This is a genomic window from Pseudomonas sp. TR47, from assembly GCF_044143025.1.
GTDB classification, from domain to species: Bacteria; Pseudomonadota; Gammaproteobacteria; order Pseudomonadales; family Pseudomonadaceae; genus Aquipseudomonas; species Aquipseudomonas putida_E.
In genome coordinates this window covers 241758-260951 of the sequence record NZ_JBHFCS010000005.1, presented here as the reverse complement: position 1 = coordinate 260951, position 19194 = coordinate 241758, and the positions used below count along the sequence as shown (strand labels likewise).

At 61.7% G+C, this 19194-nt stretch carries 17 protein-coding genes and 1 pseudogene; 8 read left to right on the top strand and 10 right to left on the bottom strand.

Annotated elements, in window-relative coordinates; genetic code table 11:
* Positions 1-5: 5 nt before the first annotated feature.
* On the bottom strand, positions 6-896 hold the full coding sequence (locus ACEWE8_RS08225) for a LysR family transcriptional regulator (RefSeq protein ID WP_046786894.1): 891 nt from the start codon (positions 894-896) through the stop codon (positions 6-8).
* A gap of 135 nt (positions 897-1031) precedes the next feature.
* On the opposite strand from ACEWE8_RS08225, the gene ACEWE8_RS08220 reads away from it, so the two are divergent.
* On the top strand, positions 1032-2522 hold the full coding sequence (locus tag ACEWE8_RS08220) for an aldehyde dehydrogenase family protein (RefSeq protein WP_046786895.1): 1491 nt from the start codon (positions 1032-1034) through the stop codon (positions 2520-2522).
* A gap of 141 nt (positions 2523-2663) precedes the next feature.
* Positions 2664-3950, top strand: a complete 1287-nt coding sequence (locus ACEWE8_RS08215) for an FAD-binding oxidoreductase (RefSeq protein ID WP_046786896.1) — start codon at positions 2664-2666, stop codon at positions 3948-3950.
* A 161-nt stretch (positions 3951-4111) separates the two neighbouring features.
* On the opposite strand, the pseudogene ACEWE8_RS08210 reads toward ACEWE8_RS08215, so the two are convergent.
* The 3 genes and pseudogenes from ACEWE8_RS08210 to ACEWE8_RS08200 all read right to left on the bottom strand — a co-directional run.
* Positions 4112-4270 (bottom strand): annotated as a pseudogene (locus tag ACEWE8_RS08210) (mechanosensitive ion channel protein MscS); the annotation flags it as partial.
* Positions 4271-4449: 179 nt separating this feature from the next.
* Positions 4450-5073, bottom strand: a complete 624-nt coding sequence (locus ACEWE8_RS08205; RefSeq protein WP_080952142.1) for a hypothetical protein — start codon at positions 5071-5073, stop codon at positions 4450-4452.
* Between the two features lie 386 nt (positions 5074-5459).
* On the bottom strand, positions 5460-6857 hold the full coding sequence (locus ACEWE8_RS08200; protein WP_046786897.1) for a PAAR domain-containing protein: 1398 nt from the start codon (positions 6855-6857) through the stop codon (positions 5460-5462).
* A 304-nt stretch (positions 6858-7161) separates the two neighbouring features.
* On the opposite strand from ACEWE8_RS08200, the gene ycaC (ACEWE8_RS08195) reads away from it, so the two are divergent.
* The 4 genes from ycaC (ACEWE8_RS08195) to ACEWE8_RS08180 all read left to right on the top strand — a co-directional run bounded on the left by ycaC (ACEWE8_RS08195) (position 7162) and on the right by ACEWE8_RS08180 (position 11478).
* A complete protein-coding gene (gene ycaC / locus ACEWE8_RS08195) occupies positions 7162-7791 on the top strand; it encodes an isochorismate family cysteine hydrolase YcaC (protein WP_012312166.1) in 630 nt (209 codons plus the stop codon).
* A gap of 115 nt (positions 7792-7906) precedes the next feature.
* Positions 7907-8473: an antibiotic biosynthesis monooxygenase gene (locus ACEWE8_RS08190; protein WP_080952143.1), complete on the top strand. Its 567-nt coding sequence runs from the start codon at positions 7907-7909 to the stop codon at positions 8471-8473.
* 38 nt (positions 8474-8511) lie between these two features.
* Positions 8512-9330, top strand: a complete 819-nt coding sequence (locus tag ACEWE8_RS08185; RefSeq protein ID WP_046786899.1) for an alpha/beta fold hydrolase — start codon at positions 8512-8514, stop codon at positions 9328-9330.
* Between the two features lie 306 nt (positions 9331-9636).
* Complete coding sequence (locus ACEWE8_RS08180) at positions 9637-11478, top strand: amidohydrolase (protein ID WP_172655341.1); 1842 nt, start codon at positions 9637-9639, stop codon at positions 11476-11478.
* Between the two features lie 159 nt (positions 11479-11637).
* Here the strand turns inward: ACEWE8_RS08180 and ACEWE8_RS08175 are convergent, their stop codons facing one another.
* The 6 genes from ACEWE8_RS08175 to ACEWE8_RS08150 form a co-directional block, all read right to left on the bottom strand.
* Positions 11638-11910, bottom strand: coding sequence for a DUF3077 domain-containing protein (locus tag ACEWE8_RS08175; protein WP_046786901.1), 273 nt, complete (start codon positions 11908-11910; stop codon positions 11638-11640).
* Between the two features lie 4 nt (positions 11911-11914).
* Positions 11915-12184: a hypothetical protein gene (locus ACEWE8_RS08170; RefSeq protein ID WP_039604233.1), complete on the bottom strand. Its 270-nt coding sequence runs from the start codon at positions 12182-12184 to the stop codon at positions 11915-11917.
* Positions 12185-12551: 367 nt separating this feature from the next.
* Positions 12552-13814: an OprD family porin gene (locus tag ACEWE8_RS08165; protein WP_367904011.1), complete on the bottom strand. Its 1263-nt coding sequence runs from the start codon at positions 13812-13814 to the stop codon at positions 12552-12554.
* 118 nt (positions 13815-13932) lie between these two features.
* Positions 13933-14844: a LysR substrate-binding domain-containing protein gene (locus tag ACEWE8_RS08160; RefSeq protein ID WP_046786902.1), complete on the bottom strand. Its 912-nt coding sequence runs from the start codon at positions 14842-14844 to the stop codon at positions 13933-13935.
* A gap of 116 nt (positions 14845-14960) precedes the next feature.
* Positions 14961-16748 (bottom strand): monovalent cation:proton antiporter-2 (CPA2) family protein, encoded by a 1788-nt coding sequence (locus ACEWE8_RS08155; RefSeq protein WP_046786903.1) that lies wholly within the window; start codon positions 16746-16748, stop codon positions 14961-14963.
* Positions 16749-16910: 162 nt separating this feature from the next.
* Entirely contained in the window at positions 16911-17885 is a 975-nt protein-coding gene (locus tag ACEWE8_RS08150) for a GlxA family transcriptional regulator (protein ID WP_046786904.1), read from the bottom strand.
* Positions 17886-18063: 178 nt separating this feature from the next.
* Here ACEWE8_RS08150 and ACEWE8_RS08145 point away from each other — a divergent pair, with 178 nt between their 5' ends.
* Together ACEWE8_RS08145 and ycaC (ACEWE8_RS08140) are read left to right on the top strand one after the other, a co-directional pair.
* Entirely contained in the window at positions 18064-18435 is a 372-nt protein-coding gene (locus ACEWE8_RS08145; RefSeq protein WP_046786905.1) for an AraC family transcriptional regulator, read from the top strand.
* A 73-nt stretch (positions 18436-18508) separates the two neighbouring features.
* Positions 18509-19135 carry an isochorismate family cysteine hydrolase YcaC gene (gene ycaC / locus ACEWE8_RS08140; RefSeq protein ID WP_012312177.1) on the top strand — a complete coding sequence of 209 codons (627 nt, stop codon included), beginning with the start codon at positions 18509-18511 and terminating at the stop codon, positions 19133-19135.
* The last annotated feature ends 59 nt before the right edge of the window (positions 19136-19194 follow it).

Here is a 19194-nt window from a genome sequence, read left to right as displayed (position 1 = left end):
CAATCTCAAGCCTGAAGCTGCTCATGAATCCATTCCACCAATGCCCGCACCTTGGGCACCTCCGCCGCATGCTCGGCATACGCCAAGTAATGCGCCCCGGCACTGTTCATCGCATGATTCCAAGGAATGACCAGGCTACCCTCGCTTAACTCTTTCGCCGCCAGATAGCGCGGCACCAGCGCCACCCCGCACCCGGACTGCGCTGCGCTCAACGCCATATAGAACGTATCGAAGCGCGGCCCGTGATAGGCGCTGACGCTCTGCAAACCCAGCTCCAGGAACCACTCATGCCAGGCCTCCGGCCGCGAGGTGCTTTGCAGCAGCACCAGGTCGGCCAGTTCTGCAGCATCGCCCAGCGTGCGCCCGGCCAGCAGCTCCGGCGCACACACCGGCACCACTTCCTCACGGAACAGCTCCACGCAGGTCGCCCCCGGCCAGGTGCCTTGCCCATAGAAAAACACCACATCCGCCGAGCCCTGCAGCAAGGCAAACGGCTCCATCTCGTTACGGATGTCCAGGTGGATATTCGTGTGGCGCTTGCCGAAGCCTTTGAGGTGCGGGATCAACCAGCGCACGCCAAAACTCGGTTGAGTGGCTACCTTCAATATCTCGGTCTGCTCGCCATAGGTCAGAACGTAGCGGCTGGACATGTCCACCTGCGTGAGGATCTTGTTGACCTCGGCCAGGTACAGGCTGCCGGCGGGGGTCAATTGCAGGCGCCGGCGGATACGCAGGAACAGGTGGTGGCGCAGCATCTCTTCGAGCTGTGCGACCTGCTTGCTGACCGCGCTCTGGGTCAGGTGCAGCTCTTCGGCGGCGCGGGTAAAGCTCAGGTGGCGGGCTGCAGCTTCGAAGCACTGCAGGGCGGTCATGGAAGGCACCAGGCGTTTGGACATAGCGGTCTCTGCGGCTCAAATCATTACCTGACGGAATGATATGCGGAATAAAGGTCGTTTGTTGCGCTGGTGTGATCGGATTAATACTGATCCACATCATTTTTCCACCCCATCACCCGATGTAGGAGAAGCACAATGGTTGCTGGATTGCTCGAGCGCCTTGGCGTTGCCGCCACGGCTTACACCCAGGGCGACTACCCTGTTCACACCCCGATCGACGGTAGCCAGATCGCCTCGGTGAAACTGCTTGGCAAGGCCGAGACCACCGCCCGCATCGACCAGGCGCAGAGTGCCTTCGAAGCCTGGCGCAGCGTGCCGGCCCCGCGCCGTGGCGAACTGGTGCGCCTGTTCGGTGAAGTGCTGCGTGAACACAAGGCCGACCTGGGCGAACTGGTCTCGATCGAAGCCGGCAAGATCACTCAGGAAGGCCTGGGTGAAGTCCAGGAAATGATCGACATCTGCGATTTCGCCGTTGGCCTGTCCCGTCAGCTGTACGGCCTGACCATCGCGTCCGAGCGCCCTGGCCACCACATGCGTGAAAGCTGGCACCCGCTAGGCGTGGTCGGCGTGATCAGCGCTTTCAACTTCCCGGTGGCCGTATGGGCCTGGAACACCGCGCTGGCCCTGGTGGCCGGTAACTCGGTGGTGTGGAAGCCTTCCGAGAAGACCCCGCTGACCGCCCTGGCATGCCAGGCGCTGTTCGAAAAAGCCCTGAAAGCCTTTGGCGATGCCCCGGCTGGCCTGGCACAGCTGGTCATCGGTGGCCGCGAAGCCGGCGAAGCCCTGGTGGATGACCCGCGCGTGCCGCTGGTCAGCGCTACTGGCAGCACCCGCATGGGTCGTGAAGTCGGCCCGCGCGTTGCTGCCCGTTTCGGCCGCAGCATCCTGGAACTGGGCGGCAATAACGCCATGATCCTGGCGCCGAGCGCCGACCTGGACCTGGCCGTGCGTGGCATCTTGTTCTCCGCTGTGGGCACCGCCGGCCAGCGCTGCACCACCCTGCGCCGGCTCATCGTGCACCGCTCGATCAAGGACGAAGTGGTTGCCCGCATCAAAGCGGCTTTCGGCAAAGTGCGAATCGGTGACCCACGCAAAGACAACCTGGTGGGCCCGCTGATCGACAAGCTGTCGTTCGATGCCATGCAGGGCGCGCTGGCCAAGGCCCGCGACGAGGGTGGCCAGGTATTCGGTGGCGAGCGTCAGCTGGCCGACCAGTTCCCGAACGCCTATTACGTTTCGCCGGCCATCGCCGAGATGCCCGCGCAGAGCGATGTGGTGCGCCATGAAACCTTCGCGCCGATCCTCTACGTGCTGGCCTACGATGACTTCGAAGAGGCCCTGCGCCTGAACAACGAAGTGCCACAAGGCCTGTCGTCGTGCATCTTCACCACTGACATCCGTGAGGCCGAGCGCTTCCAGAGCGCCTCGGGCAGCGACTGCGGCATCGCCAACGTCAACATCGGCACCAGCGGTGCCGAGATCGGCGGTGCCTTCGGTGGCGAGAAGGAAACCGGCGGTGGTCGTGAGTCGGGTTCCGATGCCTGGAAAGGCTACATGCGTCGCCAGACCAACACCGTGAACTACTCGCGCGAGCTGCCGCTGGCGCAGGGTATCGTGTTCGACTGATGCTGCATGGCCGGGGGCTTTGCCCCCGGTTCGCCGGCAAGCCGGTTCCCACAGGGTTCGGTGCGATCCTTGTGGGAGCTGGCTTGCCGGCGACAGGGCTGCGCAGCAGCCCCAACAAGAACAATATCGCTGGAGCCGGCCATGTCCGAACTGCGTCAACAATGCTTGTGGGAACACGTCAGCCAACCGACCGTCGCCGCCCAGGCCCTGGCCGGTGAGCACAAGGCCGACGTCTGCGTCATCGGCGGCGGCATTACCGGCCTGTCGGCGGCCATCCACCTGCTCGAACAGGGCAAGTCGGTGATCCTGCTGGAGGCCTGGAAGATCGGCCACGGCGGCTCCGGGCGCAACGTAGGCTTGGTCAATGCCGGCACCTGGATCCGCCCAGACGATGTCGAGGCGACTCTAGGCCAGAAGCAGGGCAGCCGCCTGAACAAAGTGCTCGGTGAGGCCCCTGGCGAAGTGTTCGCCATGATCGAGCGCCTTGGCATCGACTGCCAGGCACAGCACAAAGGCACCCTGCACATGGCGCACAACGCCACAGGCATCGCTGACCTCGAAGCACGCCATGAACAGTGGCGCCGCCGCGGTGCCGATGTGGAGTTGCTGACCGGCGCCCAGTGCCAGGAATACTGCGGCACCGACAAGATTTCCGCCGCGCTGCTAGACCGCCGCGCCGGCACCATCAACCCCATGGGTTACACACAGGGCCTGGCCGCTGCGGTTGCGCGCCTGGGTGGCAAACTGTTCCAGCAATCGGCCGTCGAAGGCCTGGAGCGCGACGGCGATGCCTGGCGGGTCAAGACTGCACGCGGTTCGGTGCGCGCCGACAAGGTCGTGATCTCCACCGGCGCGTACACCGAGGGCGACTGGAGCAACCTGCAAAAGCAGTTTTTCCGCGGTTACTACTATCAGGTTGCCTCCAAACCGCTGCACGGCGCTGCAGCCGACAAGGTCCTGCCCCATGGCCAGGGCTCGTGGGACACCCGCACGGTGCTCAGCAGCATCCGCCGCGATGATCGAGGCCGCCTGCTGCTCGGCAGCCTTGGACGGGTCGACAACAAGCCTGCGTGGTTCGTGCGCAGTTGGGCTGACCGTATCCAGAGCCATTACTACCCGGAGCTGGGCAAGGTCGAGTGGGAGATGCACTGGACCGGTTGCATCGACTTCACCCCCGACCACCTGATGCGCCTGTTCGAGCCGGCGCCCGGGTTGGTCGCGGTGACGGGCTACAACGGGCGGGGCAATACCACGGGCACCGTGATTGGTCGGGCGTTCGCCGAGTTTCTGCTCAAGGGCGAGGCGGACAGCCTGCCGATCCCGTTCTCGCCGATGACCGGGGTGAGTGCGCCGTCGTTGCGCACGGCGTTCTACGAGTCCGGGTTCTCGCTGTACCACGCGGGGCAGTGTTTGCGGGTAGTGCTGTAAGGTTGTCCCACGACACTGACTGTAGGAGCGGCATTGCGTCGCGAAAGGGGCGCGCAGCGGCCCCAGGTATTCAGCGGCGCTGCAGCAATTGCCCGGGCTGCTATGCAGCCCTTTCGCGACGCAAGGCCGCTCCTACAAATAAGGCCGTGCGGGAAATCAGTTTATCTGTGCAACCAGCTGAGGAAGCCACCTTTCTTGATCAAGGTCGGTTTCTGCAGTAACAAAGACTCCCGGCTTTGCCGCCGGAACCGTTGCAATTTGGTCAACGCCGTCTGCACCTCGCCGATGATGCCCTCGATTCCCAGCACTTCCCCCGGCCCGGTTGCGCACCTCGGTCTTGCCACCACTGTCGGCGACAAAGCCGCTGGCTTCTTATTCCACCGCCTCCAGCGTGGAGGCTTCACCGTTACCTTCGGCTTGAGCGGGCAGGCAATGGGGGAAGGCAGGCATTACCCTGCTTCACAGGTCGGAGCACCGCCACTGAGAGGGCCCTTGGGTTTCAAGATAGGTACTTCATGAAGTACATGAGCGGGTCGAAAGCGACGACGTAGCCGGAGATAGCGGCGATCCGCACCCAGCTGATGATTACCCAGAGAACATTGGCCCACGTGATAGTGGAGTTTTGCAAGCCCAAAGGTTCTCCCCCGCAAGCATTGGCCGCCTGTTGAATTTGTATCAAGGCAATGGTGGAGAAGAGCAAGTTAGTGAAGACGAGCATGATTGGCGTCAAATACGCGACCGACAGAGGGAGGCTGCCAATGTAAAGCTCGGAAATCCAGAGCCCCCATCCCATTATTGCCAGGCTGGGGAGCCACCACATCAATGTGATACTGAGCGCTGTGCCCTCGACCGTTACATTCGCTTCTCGGCTACGAGCGACGATATTTTTCATGAGCCAGTACAGGGTAAAGCCACCAAAAATCGTGCATAACAAAGGGATTAATCTGAAGCCGTGCTGCCCCCGAATAAGAAGCCAGTGGCGGTAGTTCCAGTAGGTAAAGTAAAAGCCTAGGGATAAGCAGCCCATGATCAGGAGCTTTGATATGGACATTATATTGAGTTGCGTGCTTTCTGTGCGCCTGCTTGCGTGAGGTGAATGTGCAGGGTTCTCGGGTTTATTCATCTTTGCCTTCTGCAGATTATATGATGTAGCCATTTAATATTAGCCAAGTGAAGCTCGTGATGTTTAGCCAGGCGGAAATGATTATTTTTCTTTTCAGCTGTTTGGGGAACTGCAAGTAATCCTGGGCATCCAGTGAGCCTCTGCGGATTCTGGAAGCGGGGGACATGAGTTCGCTTGATATCATGGAGATAACGAATATTTTGGAGCTGATACTTCGCTCTCCCCATAGTCTGGTCGCAAAGTTAAGGCAATCGCTTCGCTGAAGCGCTGAAGTCATTATTTTATATTCGCGGGAGCAGGCAATACGCAGATCAATTGCAAGCCCGACCAAGCCTAGGCAGAACGGCGAGGCTAATAGAAATAGCTTCAACTTGAAGTCGAGGTGATCAATCATCTTGGAAAGTCTCGAAAATAAGATCTCCCATATTTTCACCGGTCCTCATCCCTTCGGTGCTGCCGATATATGCCCCCGTTCCAGTGATTGCCAGCCCACATATCAATGTGCGGGTAGGGGATCCGGCCATCCAGCAAACCGTTGCTGCAACCCTAGCGGCTGCCTTGCCTCCAGCCCAGCCTCCGGCTAACCCACCCGAAAAATTCCCTGCCTCAGTGACTTTGACTTTTTCGCAGGCCCTGGCATCCCCCGCTCGGCACACATCGGAAATCTTCACTACCGAACCAACACCGCCAATGCCAATACCTACACGTCCCCCTGCCTTCAAGTACTTGGAGATGCTCGCCAATTTATCCAGATGTGTTGAATATCCGGGGATTTGGCCAGGTGCCCCTGTTTTGCTCCAGTGGTGAGTCAGGCTTTTTGATGAGATGCCCAGGTCCCGGCGCAGCCTTTCATAATTGCCAAGATTGAGCCGCTTGTTCAGAAAGGTCGCTTTGAGGTGTGTATTTAACTGCTTAAGCAACTTCATGCGTTCAGCGAAAAACTCTGAACTGTGTAGGTGCCCGTACTTGGCAAATTGCTGCTGATGCAGCGCTTCAATCTTTCGCAATGTGAGACCTATGTCATCCAGCGTCTTGGCCATCATCGCCTCGCTCACACCGACGGAGAGGCTCACCTCACTGAGCAACCCGGCAATCTCTGCCTGATGCTTCATCATGAAATCCGCCTCTTCCGGCGTCAGGCTTGCCAACGCCTCCCGCGCCTGTTTCGCCGCGCTCATCGCATGCAGCTCTTCGCGCGTACAGACCGGTCGGCTGAGGCCGTCGCCAATGATGAATAGTTCGCCCGCTTTGAAACCCTGTTGATAGGTAGGATTCAGGCGCTCCAGGAGGGAGCGCGGCAGATTGGCCTGCGGAGCGCCGAGTTCAACCAGGACTTCTTGGTAGGTCATGCAGCGCGGGACGATGAAGAAACCTGGCTCTAAGGTATCCACCGGGGAGCTTGCAACATTTCGTCTGAAGCGAGTAGGCAGTGAATCCGCTTCATGTGGTGTTGGGCTTGCTTCAGCAGACCTGGCCACGGATGTTGGCTTGGACGGGGAGGAATCCCCCAAGGGCGCGATTACCCGGCATCCATCCGGACAACCGCAGGCTACTCGAGCTCCATCCATTGCGGCCAGCCGGCCAGCAACCACGAACCCTGGCATCCCTTCCACGATGGTGCCGCTCTTGTCGCAGGCCGGACAAGGGGTAGTCATGTCGCCTTCGCGCAGTACCCGGCGACCACCAACGCGGAAGCTGCCGATGCTGGCAAGGCAGGTAGCGCCCGTCGTGGTGCGATCACCCTCCAGTGCTTGGCCTCTGCCATTCATCTTGATGCGACTCATATCCAGGTCCTAGGCAAACCTGGAAGCTAGCACCCCGCAATAGGCCTAGAGGTCACTTGAAGATGCTTTGGGAAACGTCCTACGCAAACTAGAGAAAACTCTCCGCCTTCGGCTCTCGGGGAGTCCTGCGAGAGCTTGCCCGTCTTCAATGTGCCGGCAAATCCAAGGCCAGATCATCGTTCGCAAAATAGAACGCTAAAGCCAAAAATCACTATCTACCGCTCCAAAGGTGATGGTTTTAATCTTCTCCCATCAACGCGAAACACCCAACTTACTGAACATCAAAACCCTTAGGAGCACGACCATGACCAACTTCAAATACAACCGCCTGAACAAAGACGACGCAGCCGTTCTGCTGGTCGACCACCAGGCTGGCCTGCTGTCCCTGGTCCGTGACATCGAGCCGGATGCGTTCAAGAACAACGTGCTGGCCCTGGCTGACCTGGCCAAGTTCTTCAACCTGCCGACCATCCTCACCACCAGCTTCGAACAAGGCCCTAACGGCCCGCTGGTACCAGAACTCAAAGCACTGTTCCCGGACGCCCCATACATCGCCCGCCCTGGCCAGATCAACGCCTGGGACAACGAAGACTTCGTCAAGGCAGTGAAGGCCACCGGCAAGAAGCAGCTGATCATCGCCGGTGTAGTGACCGAGGTGTGTGTGGCGTTCCCGGCGCTGTCGGCACTGGAAGAAGAGTTCGAGGTGTTCGTGGTGACCGATGCCTCCGGCACCTTCAATGCCATGACCCGCGACGCCGCCCACGACCGCATGAGCCAGGCTGGCGCACAACTGATGACCTGGTTCGGCGTGGCATGTGAGCTGCACCGCGACTGGCGCAACGACGTTGAAGGCCTGGCGGCGCTGTGCTCTAACCACATCCCGGATTACCGCAACCTGATGACCAGCTACAACGCCTTCAACGCCGGCAAGTAAGCCGACCGCCCCGGGCACCGACAGCGGTGCCCGCGCAGGGCAGCACACCCATCCAATCCTCCGCCCGTCCGTTGTTGCACAGTGGATGCGGGCAAGCTCATCCCAAGGAACGCCGATGAACACCGCACTCCAAGACAACCGCAACGTGGTGACCCTGGTCATCCAGCACAAGGTCCGCGCCCAGGCGCTGGCCAGCTACGAGGCTTGGCTCAAGCGTACGGTCAGCACCGCACGGCAGCAGCCGGGGCACCTGGATGTCAATGTGATCCGACCGGACGACGGCGGGCTGCACTTCACCACCGTGGTGCGCTTCGCAGAGGCCAGCCTGCTGCAGGCCTGGGTCAACTCCAGCGAGCGCCAGACGCTGGTCAATGAAGTACTGCCGCTGCTCGAAGGCGGCGACCACACCCAGGTGCACGAAGACCCGGAGTTCTGGTTCACACCGCCCAGCACTACCTCCGCGCAACCACCGCGCTGGAAGCAGGCGCTGCTGACCTACCTGGTGATCTGCCCGATGACCATGATCATCCCGCAACTGCTGGCGCCGTTTTTCGCACGCTTCCCACAACTGGGCGGGGTGATCACCGGCAACCTGATCGTCAACCTGTTCGTCATCCTGCCCGTGGTGTTTTTCATCATGCCGTGGGTAACCCGTCGCTGCGCCAACTGGCTGCGCAGCTGATCAGTTTTTGACCTCGACACTTTCAAGGAGATACCGACATGACTACGCTCGTTACCCGCGATGGCACTTCGATCTATTACAAAGACTGGGGCACCGGCAAGCCCGTGTTGTTCAGCCATGGCTGGCCGTTGGATGCCGACATGTGGGACTCGCAGATGGAGTACCTGGCTAGCCGCGGCTACCGCGCCATTGCCTTCGACCGTCGTGGTTTCGGCCGTTCGAGCCAGCCGTGGAACGGTTATGACTACGACACGTTCGCTGACGACATCGCCCAGCTGATCGAGCACCTTGACCTGCGCGACGTGACCCTGGTGGGCTTCTCCATGGGTGGCGGCGATGTCAGCCGCTACATTGCCCGCCACGGCAGCGAACGCGTTGCCGGCTTGGTGCTGCTGGGCGCGGTGACGCCGGTGTTCGGCAGGCGTGACGACAACCCGGACGGTGTCGATACCTCGGTATTTGACGGCATCAAGGCTGGACTGCGGGCGGATCGGGCGCAGTTCATCGCCGATTTCGCCACGCCGTTCTATGGGCTGAACCATGGGCAGCAGGTGTCTCAGGGTGTGCAGACGCAGACCCTGAACATTGCCCTGATGGCTTCGATCAAGGGCACGCTGGATTGTGTGAGTGCGTTCTCCGAAACCGACTTTCGCCCGGACATGGCCAAGATCGATGTGCCGACCTTGGTGATCCACGGTGACGACGATCAGATCGTACCGTTCGAGACCACCGGCAAGCGGGCTGCGGAGTTGATTCGCGGGGCTGAGCTGAAGGTGTACAGCGGGGCGCCGCACGGGTTTGCAGTGACCCATGCGCAGCAGCTCAATGAAGACCTGTTGGCGTTCCTGAGCCGCTGAATAAGCGGGGGCCGCGTTGCGGCCCATCGCCGGCCCCGGCAGCACAAAATGTGAACAGGGCTAACCTTCATCAACCCACCGCACACCCCTGCAATCCCTGGCCAGGCTTGAACCGGCATGCTCCGCAGTTGCCCCAGCCACCGCCGCACCCAGACGGAGAAGAAGATGTCCCAGGCCCCCAACGACAAGACCCGTCGCCAGTTCCTCGCCACCAGTACCGTGCTCGGTGCCGCCGGCGCGCTCTGGTCCGCATTGCCCTTCACCGGCGCCGCCGGCTCCGCCCACGCTTCCATCCAAGGAGGTTCCATGACCGCCGACCTGATCCTGTTCAACGGCAAGCTGCATACAGTCGACCGTGAAAAGCCCACAGCCACCGCCGTCGCCATCAAGGATGGCCGCTTCATTGCCGTGGGCAACGACGCCGAGGCCATGGCCCACAAGGGTGCTGCCACGCAGATCATCGACCTGAAGCAGCGCACGGTTATCCCGGGCCTGAACGACTCGCACCTGCACCTGATCCGCGGCGGCCTGAACTACAACCTTGAACTGCGCTGGGAAGGTGTGCCGTCGGTGGCCGATGCCCTGCGCATGCTCAAGGACCAGGCGGCGCGTACGCCAACCCCGCAATGGGTGCGCGTGGTCGGTGGCTGGAACGAATTCCAGTTCGCCGAAAAACGCATGCCCACCCTGGAAGAAATCAACCAGGCTGCGCCCGATACCCCGGTGTTCCTGCTGCACCTGTACGACCGCGCACTGCTCAACCGCGCCGCGCTCAAGGCCGTGGGCTACAGCAAGGACACGCCAAACCCGCCGGGCGGTGAAATTCAGCGCGACAAGTTCGGCAACCCGACCGGCATGCTCATCGCCCGCCCCAACGCGATGATCCTTTACGCAACCTTGGCCAAAGGGCCGAAGCTGCCGCTGGAATACCAGGTCAACTCGACCCGCCAGTTCATGCGTGAGCTCAACCGCCTGGGCCTGACCAGCGCCATTGACGCAGGCGGCGGCTACCAGAACTTCCCTGACGACTACTCGGTGATTCAGGAGCTGGCCGACAATAACCAGCTGACCGTGCGCATCGCCTACAACCTGTTCACCCAAAAGCCCAAGGAAGAGCTGGACGACTTCAGGAAGTGGACCTCCAGCGTCAAGCTGCACAGCGGCACCGACTTCCTGCGCCATAACGGCGCCGGTGAGATGCTGGTGTTCTCCGCAGCCGACTTCGAGGACTTCCTCGAACCGCGCCCGGACCTGCCGCAAACCATGGAAGAAGAGCTGGAGCCGGTGGTGCGCCACCTGGTCGAGCAGCGCTGGCCGTTCCGCCTGCACGCTACGTACAACGAATCGATCACGCGCATGCTCGACGTGTTCGAGAAGGTCAACCGCGACATCCCTTTCAACGGGCTGCCATGGTTCTTCGACCACGCCGAGACCATTACCCCGCAGAACATCGAGCGCGTGCGTGCGTTGGGCGGTGGTATTGCCATCCAGGACCGTATGGCCTTCCAGGGTGAGTACTTCGTCGATCGCTATGGTGCGAAAGCCGCCGAGCAGACCCCGCCGATCAAGCGCATGCTCGAAATGGGTGTGCCTGTGGGCGCCGGTACCGACGCCACCCGGGTCTCCAGCTACAACCCGTGGACTTCGCTGTACTGGTTGGTCAGCGGCAAGACCGTAGGCGGTATGGAGCTGTACCCGGAAGGCCTGAGCCGCGACACCGCACTGCAATTGTTCACCCAGGGCAGCGCCTGGTTCTCCAGCGAGCAGGGCAAGAAAGGCCAGATCAAGGTTGGCCAGCTGGCGGACCTGGCGGCCCTGTCGCTGGATTTCTTCAGCGTTGATGAAGAGGCGATCAAGGGCATCGAGTCGGTACTGACTATCGTTGACGGCAAGGTGGTGTACGGCGCTGGCGAATTCGACAGGCTTGGCCCGCCACAGGTGCCGGTGCTGCCGGAGTGGTCGCCGGTGGCCAAGGTGCCGGGGCACTGGCGCGTGGGTACGCCATCACTGGCTGCAGCGGTGCACCAGTGCAGCGGGCCTTGCGGGGTGCATGCGCACAGCCATGAAAAGGCGCGGCATTCGAGTGTGCCGGTGAATGACTTCCAGGGCTTCTGGGGAGCCTTGGGGTGTTCGTGCTTTGCGTTTTGAGCTGATGTAAGAAAGGGCGCTCTGCGGTAATGCCAGTCAGTTAGTTATCAGGGCTGCTACGCAGCCCATCGCCGGCAAGCCGACTCCCACAGGGCCTGTAGGAGCTGGCTTGCCGGCGATGAGCCGCAAAGCGGCCTCCAATCGCTTACCTGACGGGTATCAACGCTGTCTGTTCTTGGCGATCTCGATATCGTCCATCAGCGCTTTGGCCAACAGGCTCAGATAGTCGGCTGCCGCCAGTAGCTTGTGGTCATCCTCCATGTCGCCTTCACGCACCAGGTGCTTGATGTAGCTGAGCAGCACGGACACCTGCTCGTAGGCATCGTCAATCGGAATGCCGGGTTGCACACGCAGCAGATCAGTCGGCGGGTTACCCACATCGAGGAAGGTCGCCACGCCAACGGTGGTCAGGACCTTGGGTTCGTCTGCCATGGCTTCACTCCTCGGTCCGTTGGCCAAACAGCCGAGCGTGCACGTGCTCGACCAGCGAATGGGCGATCTCGCTGGCATGCATGGCATTGCTCAGCATGTTCAGGCCAGGTTCGCCTGCGCGGGCGCGGCAGTGTTCGTCGATGGTTTCGATGACGCCGCGCAACAGCTCGCTGGCGTGGGCCAGGGCGTCGGGCGGGTACATGTCGGACTGGACGGTGAAGAATGGGGTAGTGACGGGTTTACGGCTGGGTGGATCAGGAACAATCTTCTTCATGATGTAATTCCATTTCTCAAGAAAGGGAACTACCACTCGAATCTTTCTCACAGATTGTGGGTGGCAGCCATACGTGGGGTGAGAAAACCGAGGAGAAATTGGCAAAAACTCGGCCGGGCGAAAGCCCGCCCACGTACGGCCACCATAGTGGTGCTGCCAAAAATCTACCTTTCAGGTTCTCACACCCGGTCGCCTGAGCGACCCGAAAACGTTATCCCTGAGGCATTTCCCCGACAACAGCGATACTTCAGCAGCGCTCGTAGGATAATTCCCAAGCAGGTCGATGCTGAAGCATTTGCTTTCAAGTTCAGAAATGTCTTACGGCTAAAGCCTTGGTCTGAAAACTCCCGCAGAAGAGGTGCTCAGGTCAGAAGCTGCCTTTGAGTGGGTATTCGATGATCAGGTAGATGCGGTCAATGTCGTCGCCTGCCTGTGCCTCGTTGGCGCGGTGGCTGACGTGTGAGAACGACAGGCTGAGGTCCTTGGCGGCGCCGGACTGCACCACATACTTGAGGTCGATGTCGCGTTCCCAGTGGCGCCCACCTTGACCCTGCTGGCCCGTGTAGGCACCGCCCGCCGGAGCATGCGAGCCATCGATCGCGCTACCACTTACATAACGCGCCATCAGGCTAAGACCGGGCACGCTGAGGGTGGCGAAATTGAGGTCGTAGCGCAGTTGCCAAGAGCGCTCGCCTGGGCCGTTGAAGTCGGCGTATTTGATCGAGTTTGCCAGGTAGATGGAGTCGCCGCCGACGAAGTCGAACGGGGTGTCGCCCTCGATCTTCTGGTACGCCAGGGTCACGGCTTGAGCACCGAAGCGGTATTTGCCTGAAAGGCTGTAGGCGAGGGTGTCGATGGCGCCGGCACTGGCGTTGCCGGTGTCGCGGGTCTGGTACAGGTTGCCGTCCAGGCGCCAGTTGCCCTCGGCCAGGTTCAGGTTGAGGTAGGCCTGGCGCCAGGTGTCCTGCAACTGCCCGGCGTACAGCGCGCCGCCGAACGGCCCATCAGGCGCGAAAGTGGCGCCGGCCAGGCTGATGGCTCGGCCTTGGGTGGTGGCGCCGTAGCCGCTGAAGTCGTCATGGGTCGAGCTGTTGTCTTGGTTGTTGAACGCGGTGAAGCGCCCAGCCTGCAGGTGCCAGTCGGGCAGGTCGGTGTTCTCCAGCAGCCAGCCGGTGGCGTATTCCGGATGCAGGCGTTTGTCGCCGGTGTCGAACACCGGGGTTTGCACCATCAATTCGCCGTAGCGCAATTGCGTGTTGCCCAGGCGGAACTTCAGGGCGGCGCCGGCGCTGGAATAGTCGGACGCGGCGCGGCCGTCGCTGTCACGTGGCAGCAGGCCGGTGCCGGCATGGCCTCGGCCACCGTCGAGCTTGAGGCCAAGGAAACCATGTGCGTCGATGCCTACACCGACAGGGCCTTCGGTGAAACCGGAGCGAATCTCGCCGATGAAACCTTGGGCCCATTCCTGGCGGTAGTTCTGGCCGCTGCCGGAAGGCGAGCGGAAGTCGCTGTGCAGAAAATAGTTGCGGCTGAGCAGCGACCAGCCGGGGTCTTCTGCCTGACTGAGCGCGGGGCAGAGGGCGAGGGTGGCGAGCAGGGCGCGGCCTGGTCCGTGAGTGGCGCGGATCATGGGGGCTCCGGGGTGGATGATCCGGGACTGTGCGGGAAGCGTAGAACAGGGTCTTGTAAGGGTGTGCTGGTTTAGATGGCCCTGTCGCCGGCAAGCCTGCGATAGGGCCTGTACTGACTCAGGCCATGTCGCTGATCGCGAATTCCTCCGCCAGGTGATCGATCAGCGACCGCACCGACGGCAGCAACCCACGCCGCGAAGGGAAGATGGCATGCACGATGCCACAGCGAGGGTGCCACTGCGGCAACAGCTCCACCAAACGGCCTTCGGCCAGGTCTTCGCGCACCGCCACCCGCGGCAGGTGCGCGATACCAACTCCGGCCACCACGAAATGGCGCAGGGCAAACAGGTCATCGGTGACCATGCGCGGAGTGTGCGGGATCACGATGCTGCGGCTCATGTCCTCGCCCTGGAACAGCTCCCACTGGTACTCGCGCTGGGCGCTCCCCCAATGCACGCTGGGCAGCGTGCCGAGCAACTGCGGGTCGAAGCCCTTGGGCAAGTGCTCCAGATACTGCGGGTGCCCCACCAGGCACTGGGTGCTGTTGCTCAGTACTTTCATCACCATGTCGGTGTTTTCCAGCGGCGGGAAGCGCACGCGCAGCGCCACGTCGAAGCCTTCGTGCAGCAGGTCGACGCGGCGGTTGGTGCTCTCGATGAACAGCTCTACCTGCGGATACTTGAGCATGTAGCGGGTAAGCATTGGCCCGACCCAGGAGTTGAGCAGGGTAGTCGGGCAGCTGATGCGCACCAGCCCGCGCGGTTCGCTGCGGTTGCGCTCGATGATTTCTGCCGCGCCCTCGGCCTCTACGCGCATGGCCAGGCAACGGTTGTAGTAGGCCTGGCCGATCTCGGTGAGCGAACAGTGCCGGCTGGTGCGGTGCAGCAGGCGCACGCCCAGGCGTTCCTCAAGGTCGGCGATGCGGCGGCTGAGTTTCGACTTGGGCATGTCCAGCGCCCGCCCGGCCGGGGCGAAGCCGCCGTGCTCGACCACTTGGGTGAAGTAGTAGAGGGAGTTGAGGTCTTCCAATGATCGTTCTCCAGGCGGAACGCTAAGGGCAATTTTCGCAGTCTATCGCTTTTGCCGGAGCGCGAAATCAGTTGCCCTTGAGAACAGGCTGGCCAATCCGGAAATTTGCCTGAAGCTTAATCCGCATCCGAATCAAACAATCGCTCCAACTCCACCCGCGCTTCCTTGGCCGTCTGCATCACCTTGGCCCGGTCATCACGCACCTGCCCCTGCGCCTCCAGCACTTCCTCGTCATGCTGGGCAAACCGCTCGATGCGGTCCGCCGCCTGTTCACTGCTCAGCCCCAACCCGACCAGCGCCCGGCGGGTCATTTCCAGGCTCGAATAGAACGTCTCGCGAATCGGCTCTGCGCCCACGTCCACCAGCTTGTGCACATGCTGGCGGTTACGCGCGCGGGCCAGCACTTTAAGGTGAGGGTATAGGCGCTTGACCCGTTCTGCGGTGCGTGTAGTCACTTCCGGGTCGTCGATGGTGATGACGAAATACTCCGCCTCGCCGACCTTGGCTGCATGCAGCACCTCGGGGCGCTGCGGGTCGCCGTAGAACACCGGGGCCTGTTCGAGCATGCGGGTCATCTCGATGGCGTCCACCGAGGTTTCCAGGGCGACGAAGGGGATTTTCTGCGCCCGCAGGATCCGCGAGACGATCTGCCCCATGCGGCCCATGCCGACAATCACCACGCGCGGGGCACCGGCATCGATGGCCTTGTATTGCTCGGGTACTTCGCGCGCAGGTTGCGTGCGCTTGAGGGCGCGGGCGCAGCCGAGCATCAGCAGCGGGGTGATGGCCATCGACAGGGTGATGGTCATCAGCAGCAGGTCGTAGGTCTGGGTGTCGAACAGGCCCTGATCCTTGCCCAGCTTGAACACCACGAAGGCGAACTCACCACCGGTGGCCAGTACCATCCCCAGGCGCAGTGCGCTGGCGCTGTGCAGGCCACCGGCCAGACGGCCGATGCCGATCAGCAGTACCAGTTTGACCGTCACCAACAACAGTGTCAGGCCCAGCAGCACCAGCGGCATTTCCAGCAGCAGGCTCAGGTTTGCGCCCATGCCGACACTCATGAAAAACAGCCCCAGCAGCAGGCCTTTGAACGGTTCGATCTGCGATTCCAGCTCATGCCGGTATTCCGAGTCGGCGAGCAGCAGGCCCGCGAGGAAGGCGCCCAGGGCCATGGAAATGCCTGCTTCCTCCATCAGCCAGGCGGTGCCGATCACTACCAGCAGCGCGGTGGCGGTGGACACTTCCGGTAGGCCGGTGCGGGCCACGATGCGGAACACCGGGCGCAGCAGGTAGCGCCCGCCGATGATCACCACAGCGATGCTGGCGAAGACGTTCAGGCCATTTTGCAGGCTGTCACCGTCGCTGGTGTCCTGGCCGCTGGCGGCCAGCAGTGGCACCAGGGCAATCAGCGGGATCGCGGCGATGTCCTGGAACAGCAAGATGGCGAATGCCAGGCGGCCATGCGGGGCGTTGAGCTGCTTGCTCTCGGCCAGGCTCTGCAGGCCCAATGCGGTGGACGACAGGGCCAGGCCAAGGCCGACCACGATGGCGGCAGAGAGTGACTGGCCGAAGCCGAACAGGGCGATGGCGCCGATGAGTGCGCCGGTCAGCAGCACCTGTGCAGTACCGACGCCGAACACTGACTTACGCATCAGCCACAGGCGCTTGGGCGACAGTTCCAGGCCTATGATGAACAACAGCAAGACCACGCCCAGTTCGGAAATGTGCGCCACGCTTTCGGTGTCGCGGATCAGGCCCAGGGCCTGTGGGCCGATGGCCACGCCAGCCAGCAGGTAGCCGATAACGGCGCCCAGTTGCAGGCGTTTGGCCAGGGGGACGGCGAGGACGGCGGCGAGCAGGAAGATCACCGCGGTTTGCAGAAGGCTGCCTTCGTGTGGCATTGGCTCGAACTCCATGAGCTGCCGGGGCAGCGTTAGAACAGTGTGGCGGGCAATTCTGGGGATTGCCGGTGCCTAAGACAATCTGCCGGAGAGGAGAAACATTGTCCCACCAAGTGTGACAGTCTTGCCTGGCCTCTTTGCGGGCAACAGAGATCTATCAGCTCAAATGCCGCCAAACTGCGCCCGATACTGCGCCGGCGTCATCCCTATCCGCTCGCAGAACACTTTGCGCATATGCCGGTCGCTGCCAAAGCCACATTGCGCCGCCACCACTTTTAACGGCCGGTCGCTGCCTTCGAGCAGTTTGCGTGCCTGGTCGATCCGCGCGTTCTGCAGGTACTGCAACGGCGTGATGCCCACCTCGCGCTGAAAGGTACGCGCGAAATTGCGCCCACTCATCGCCACCAGATCGGCCATCTTCTGCACGGTAAAAGCCTGGTCGATATGGTCGACGACATACGCTTGTACCCGTGCTGTTACCGAGCCGTCCCTTGGCACCGCTGCCAGCAGCGGACTATAGGGCGTCTGCCCGCCCTGGCGATGACGGGCCACCAGTAGCACCTTGGCCACTTCCAGGGCCAGCGCCTTGCCGTGATCTTCTGCGACGACGGCCAACGCCAGGTCGATACCTGCGGTGATACCACCTGAAGTGATCAGGCCACGGTCGACCACATAGATCTGCTCGGTCTCGACTTTCGCCTCGGGGAATGCGCGGGCCAGGCGCTCCACATAATTCCAGTGGGTGGTACAGCGATAGCCGCCCAGCAGCCCGGCCCGCCCGAGCAGAAACACTCCGGTGCAGATGGCGCCGAAGCGTTTGGCACTGTGCACGGCGTGCCCAAGCCAGCGCTCCAGCGTGGGCAGGGCGACGTCATAGGCTCCTGGCCCGCCGGGCACCAGTAGCAGGTCGACGTTGCCCGGTAGGTCTTCCAGGCGCAGGTCTGCCATGACCTTCAGGCCACAGGAGCCCCGAATGGCACTTTGGCTTTCGGCCACGGTGATCAGCCGGTAGCGCCTGTCTTCGGGCAAGAACCGGTTGGCGATGGCGAAGGCGTCCATGGGCCCCGTGACATCCAGCAACAGCACATCGTTGAACAGCACCATGACCACGGTGCGATGAGCGGGATTTTCCTGCATACCTCTTACGCCTTGAATGCTGGCCGCTTGTGCGGCCTGAAGCTGAATTCGGAGTGCATTTTAAGTTATCGGCAGGGCATCGGGGCCAGCAGTGCACAATTAAGAAGTATTCAGGTTTGGCTCAGGACTTTGTCATGTCCCGAGGGCGAGACTTCCTGCATTGAACAGGAGAGTCGCCATGAACCCTGGCACGCCCGAAGACAACCCTCATTCCCCCGGTGCCCTGACCCCCGCGCGGTTACGCCAGGCCAAGGAACTGATGCTGCGCAGCTCGCTGTCGATCATTGAGATCGCAGGGGTGTGCAACCTCACCCGTAGCCATTTCTCCCGCGCCTTCAAGGTCAACACCGGCCTTTCGCCCCAGGCCTGGCGACTGCTGGCGCGGATGGAGAAGGCCAAGCGCCTGTTGGCCACCGAGGCGCCTATCACCCATGTGAGCCTGGAGTGCGGTTTTTGTGACCAGGCCCATTTCACTCGCGCCTTCAGCCGCTTGGTCGGCCAACCGCCCAAGGCCTGGCGCCGGGCAGTGCGCATCGACGCACATCCTTAAGACGGTTTTATCCACAGGTATAAGCCCTCGGGACAGTACCGAGGCCATTTTCCCCACCCAAGGAGTTACCCCAATGAGCCAACCAGATTACAAGCGCCTGAACAAAGACGACGCCGTGGTGTTGCTGGTCGACCACCAGACCGGCCTTATCTCACTGGTGCAGGACTTCTCGCCAAATGAATTCAAGAACAACGTTCTGGCGCTGGGCGACCTTGCCAAGTTCTTCGGGCTGCCGACCATTCTCACCACTAGCTTCGAACAAGGTCCTAACGGTCCGCTGGTGCCTGAACTCAAAGAGATGTTCCCGGACGCGCCGTACATCGCCCGCCCTGGCCAGATCAATGCCTGGGACAACGAGGACTTCGTCAAGGCAATCAAGGCCACCGGCCGCAAGCAACTGATCATTGCCGGTGTGGTTACCGATGTGTGCGTGGCGTTCCCGACCCTGTCGGCACTGGCCGAGGGTTTCGAGGTTTTCGTGGTGACAGATGCATCGGGCACCTTCAATCAAACCGTGCAGCAGGCAGCGTGGGTGCGCATGACCGAGGCGGGCGCGCAGATGATGAACTGGTTCTCGGTGGCCTGTGAGCTGCACCGTGACTGGCGCAACGATATCGAAGGGCTGGGCAACCTGCTGTCACAGCGCATTCCAAACTACCGCAACCTGATGAACAGCTATGCGGCGTTGAGCGCGCGTTGATGTGAATCAAGGGCCGCTATGCGGCCCAATCGCCTGCAAGCCGGTGCAGACAGCAGAAT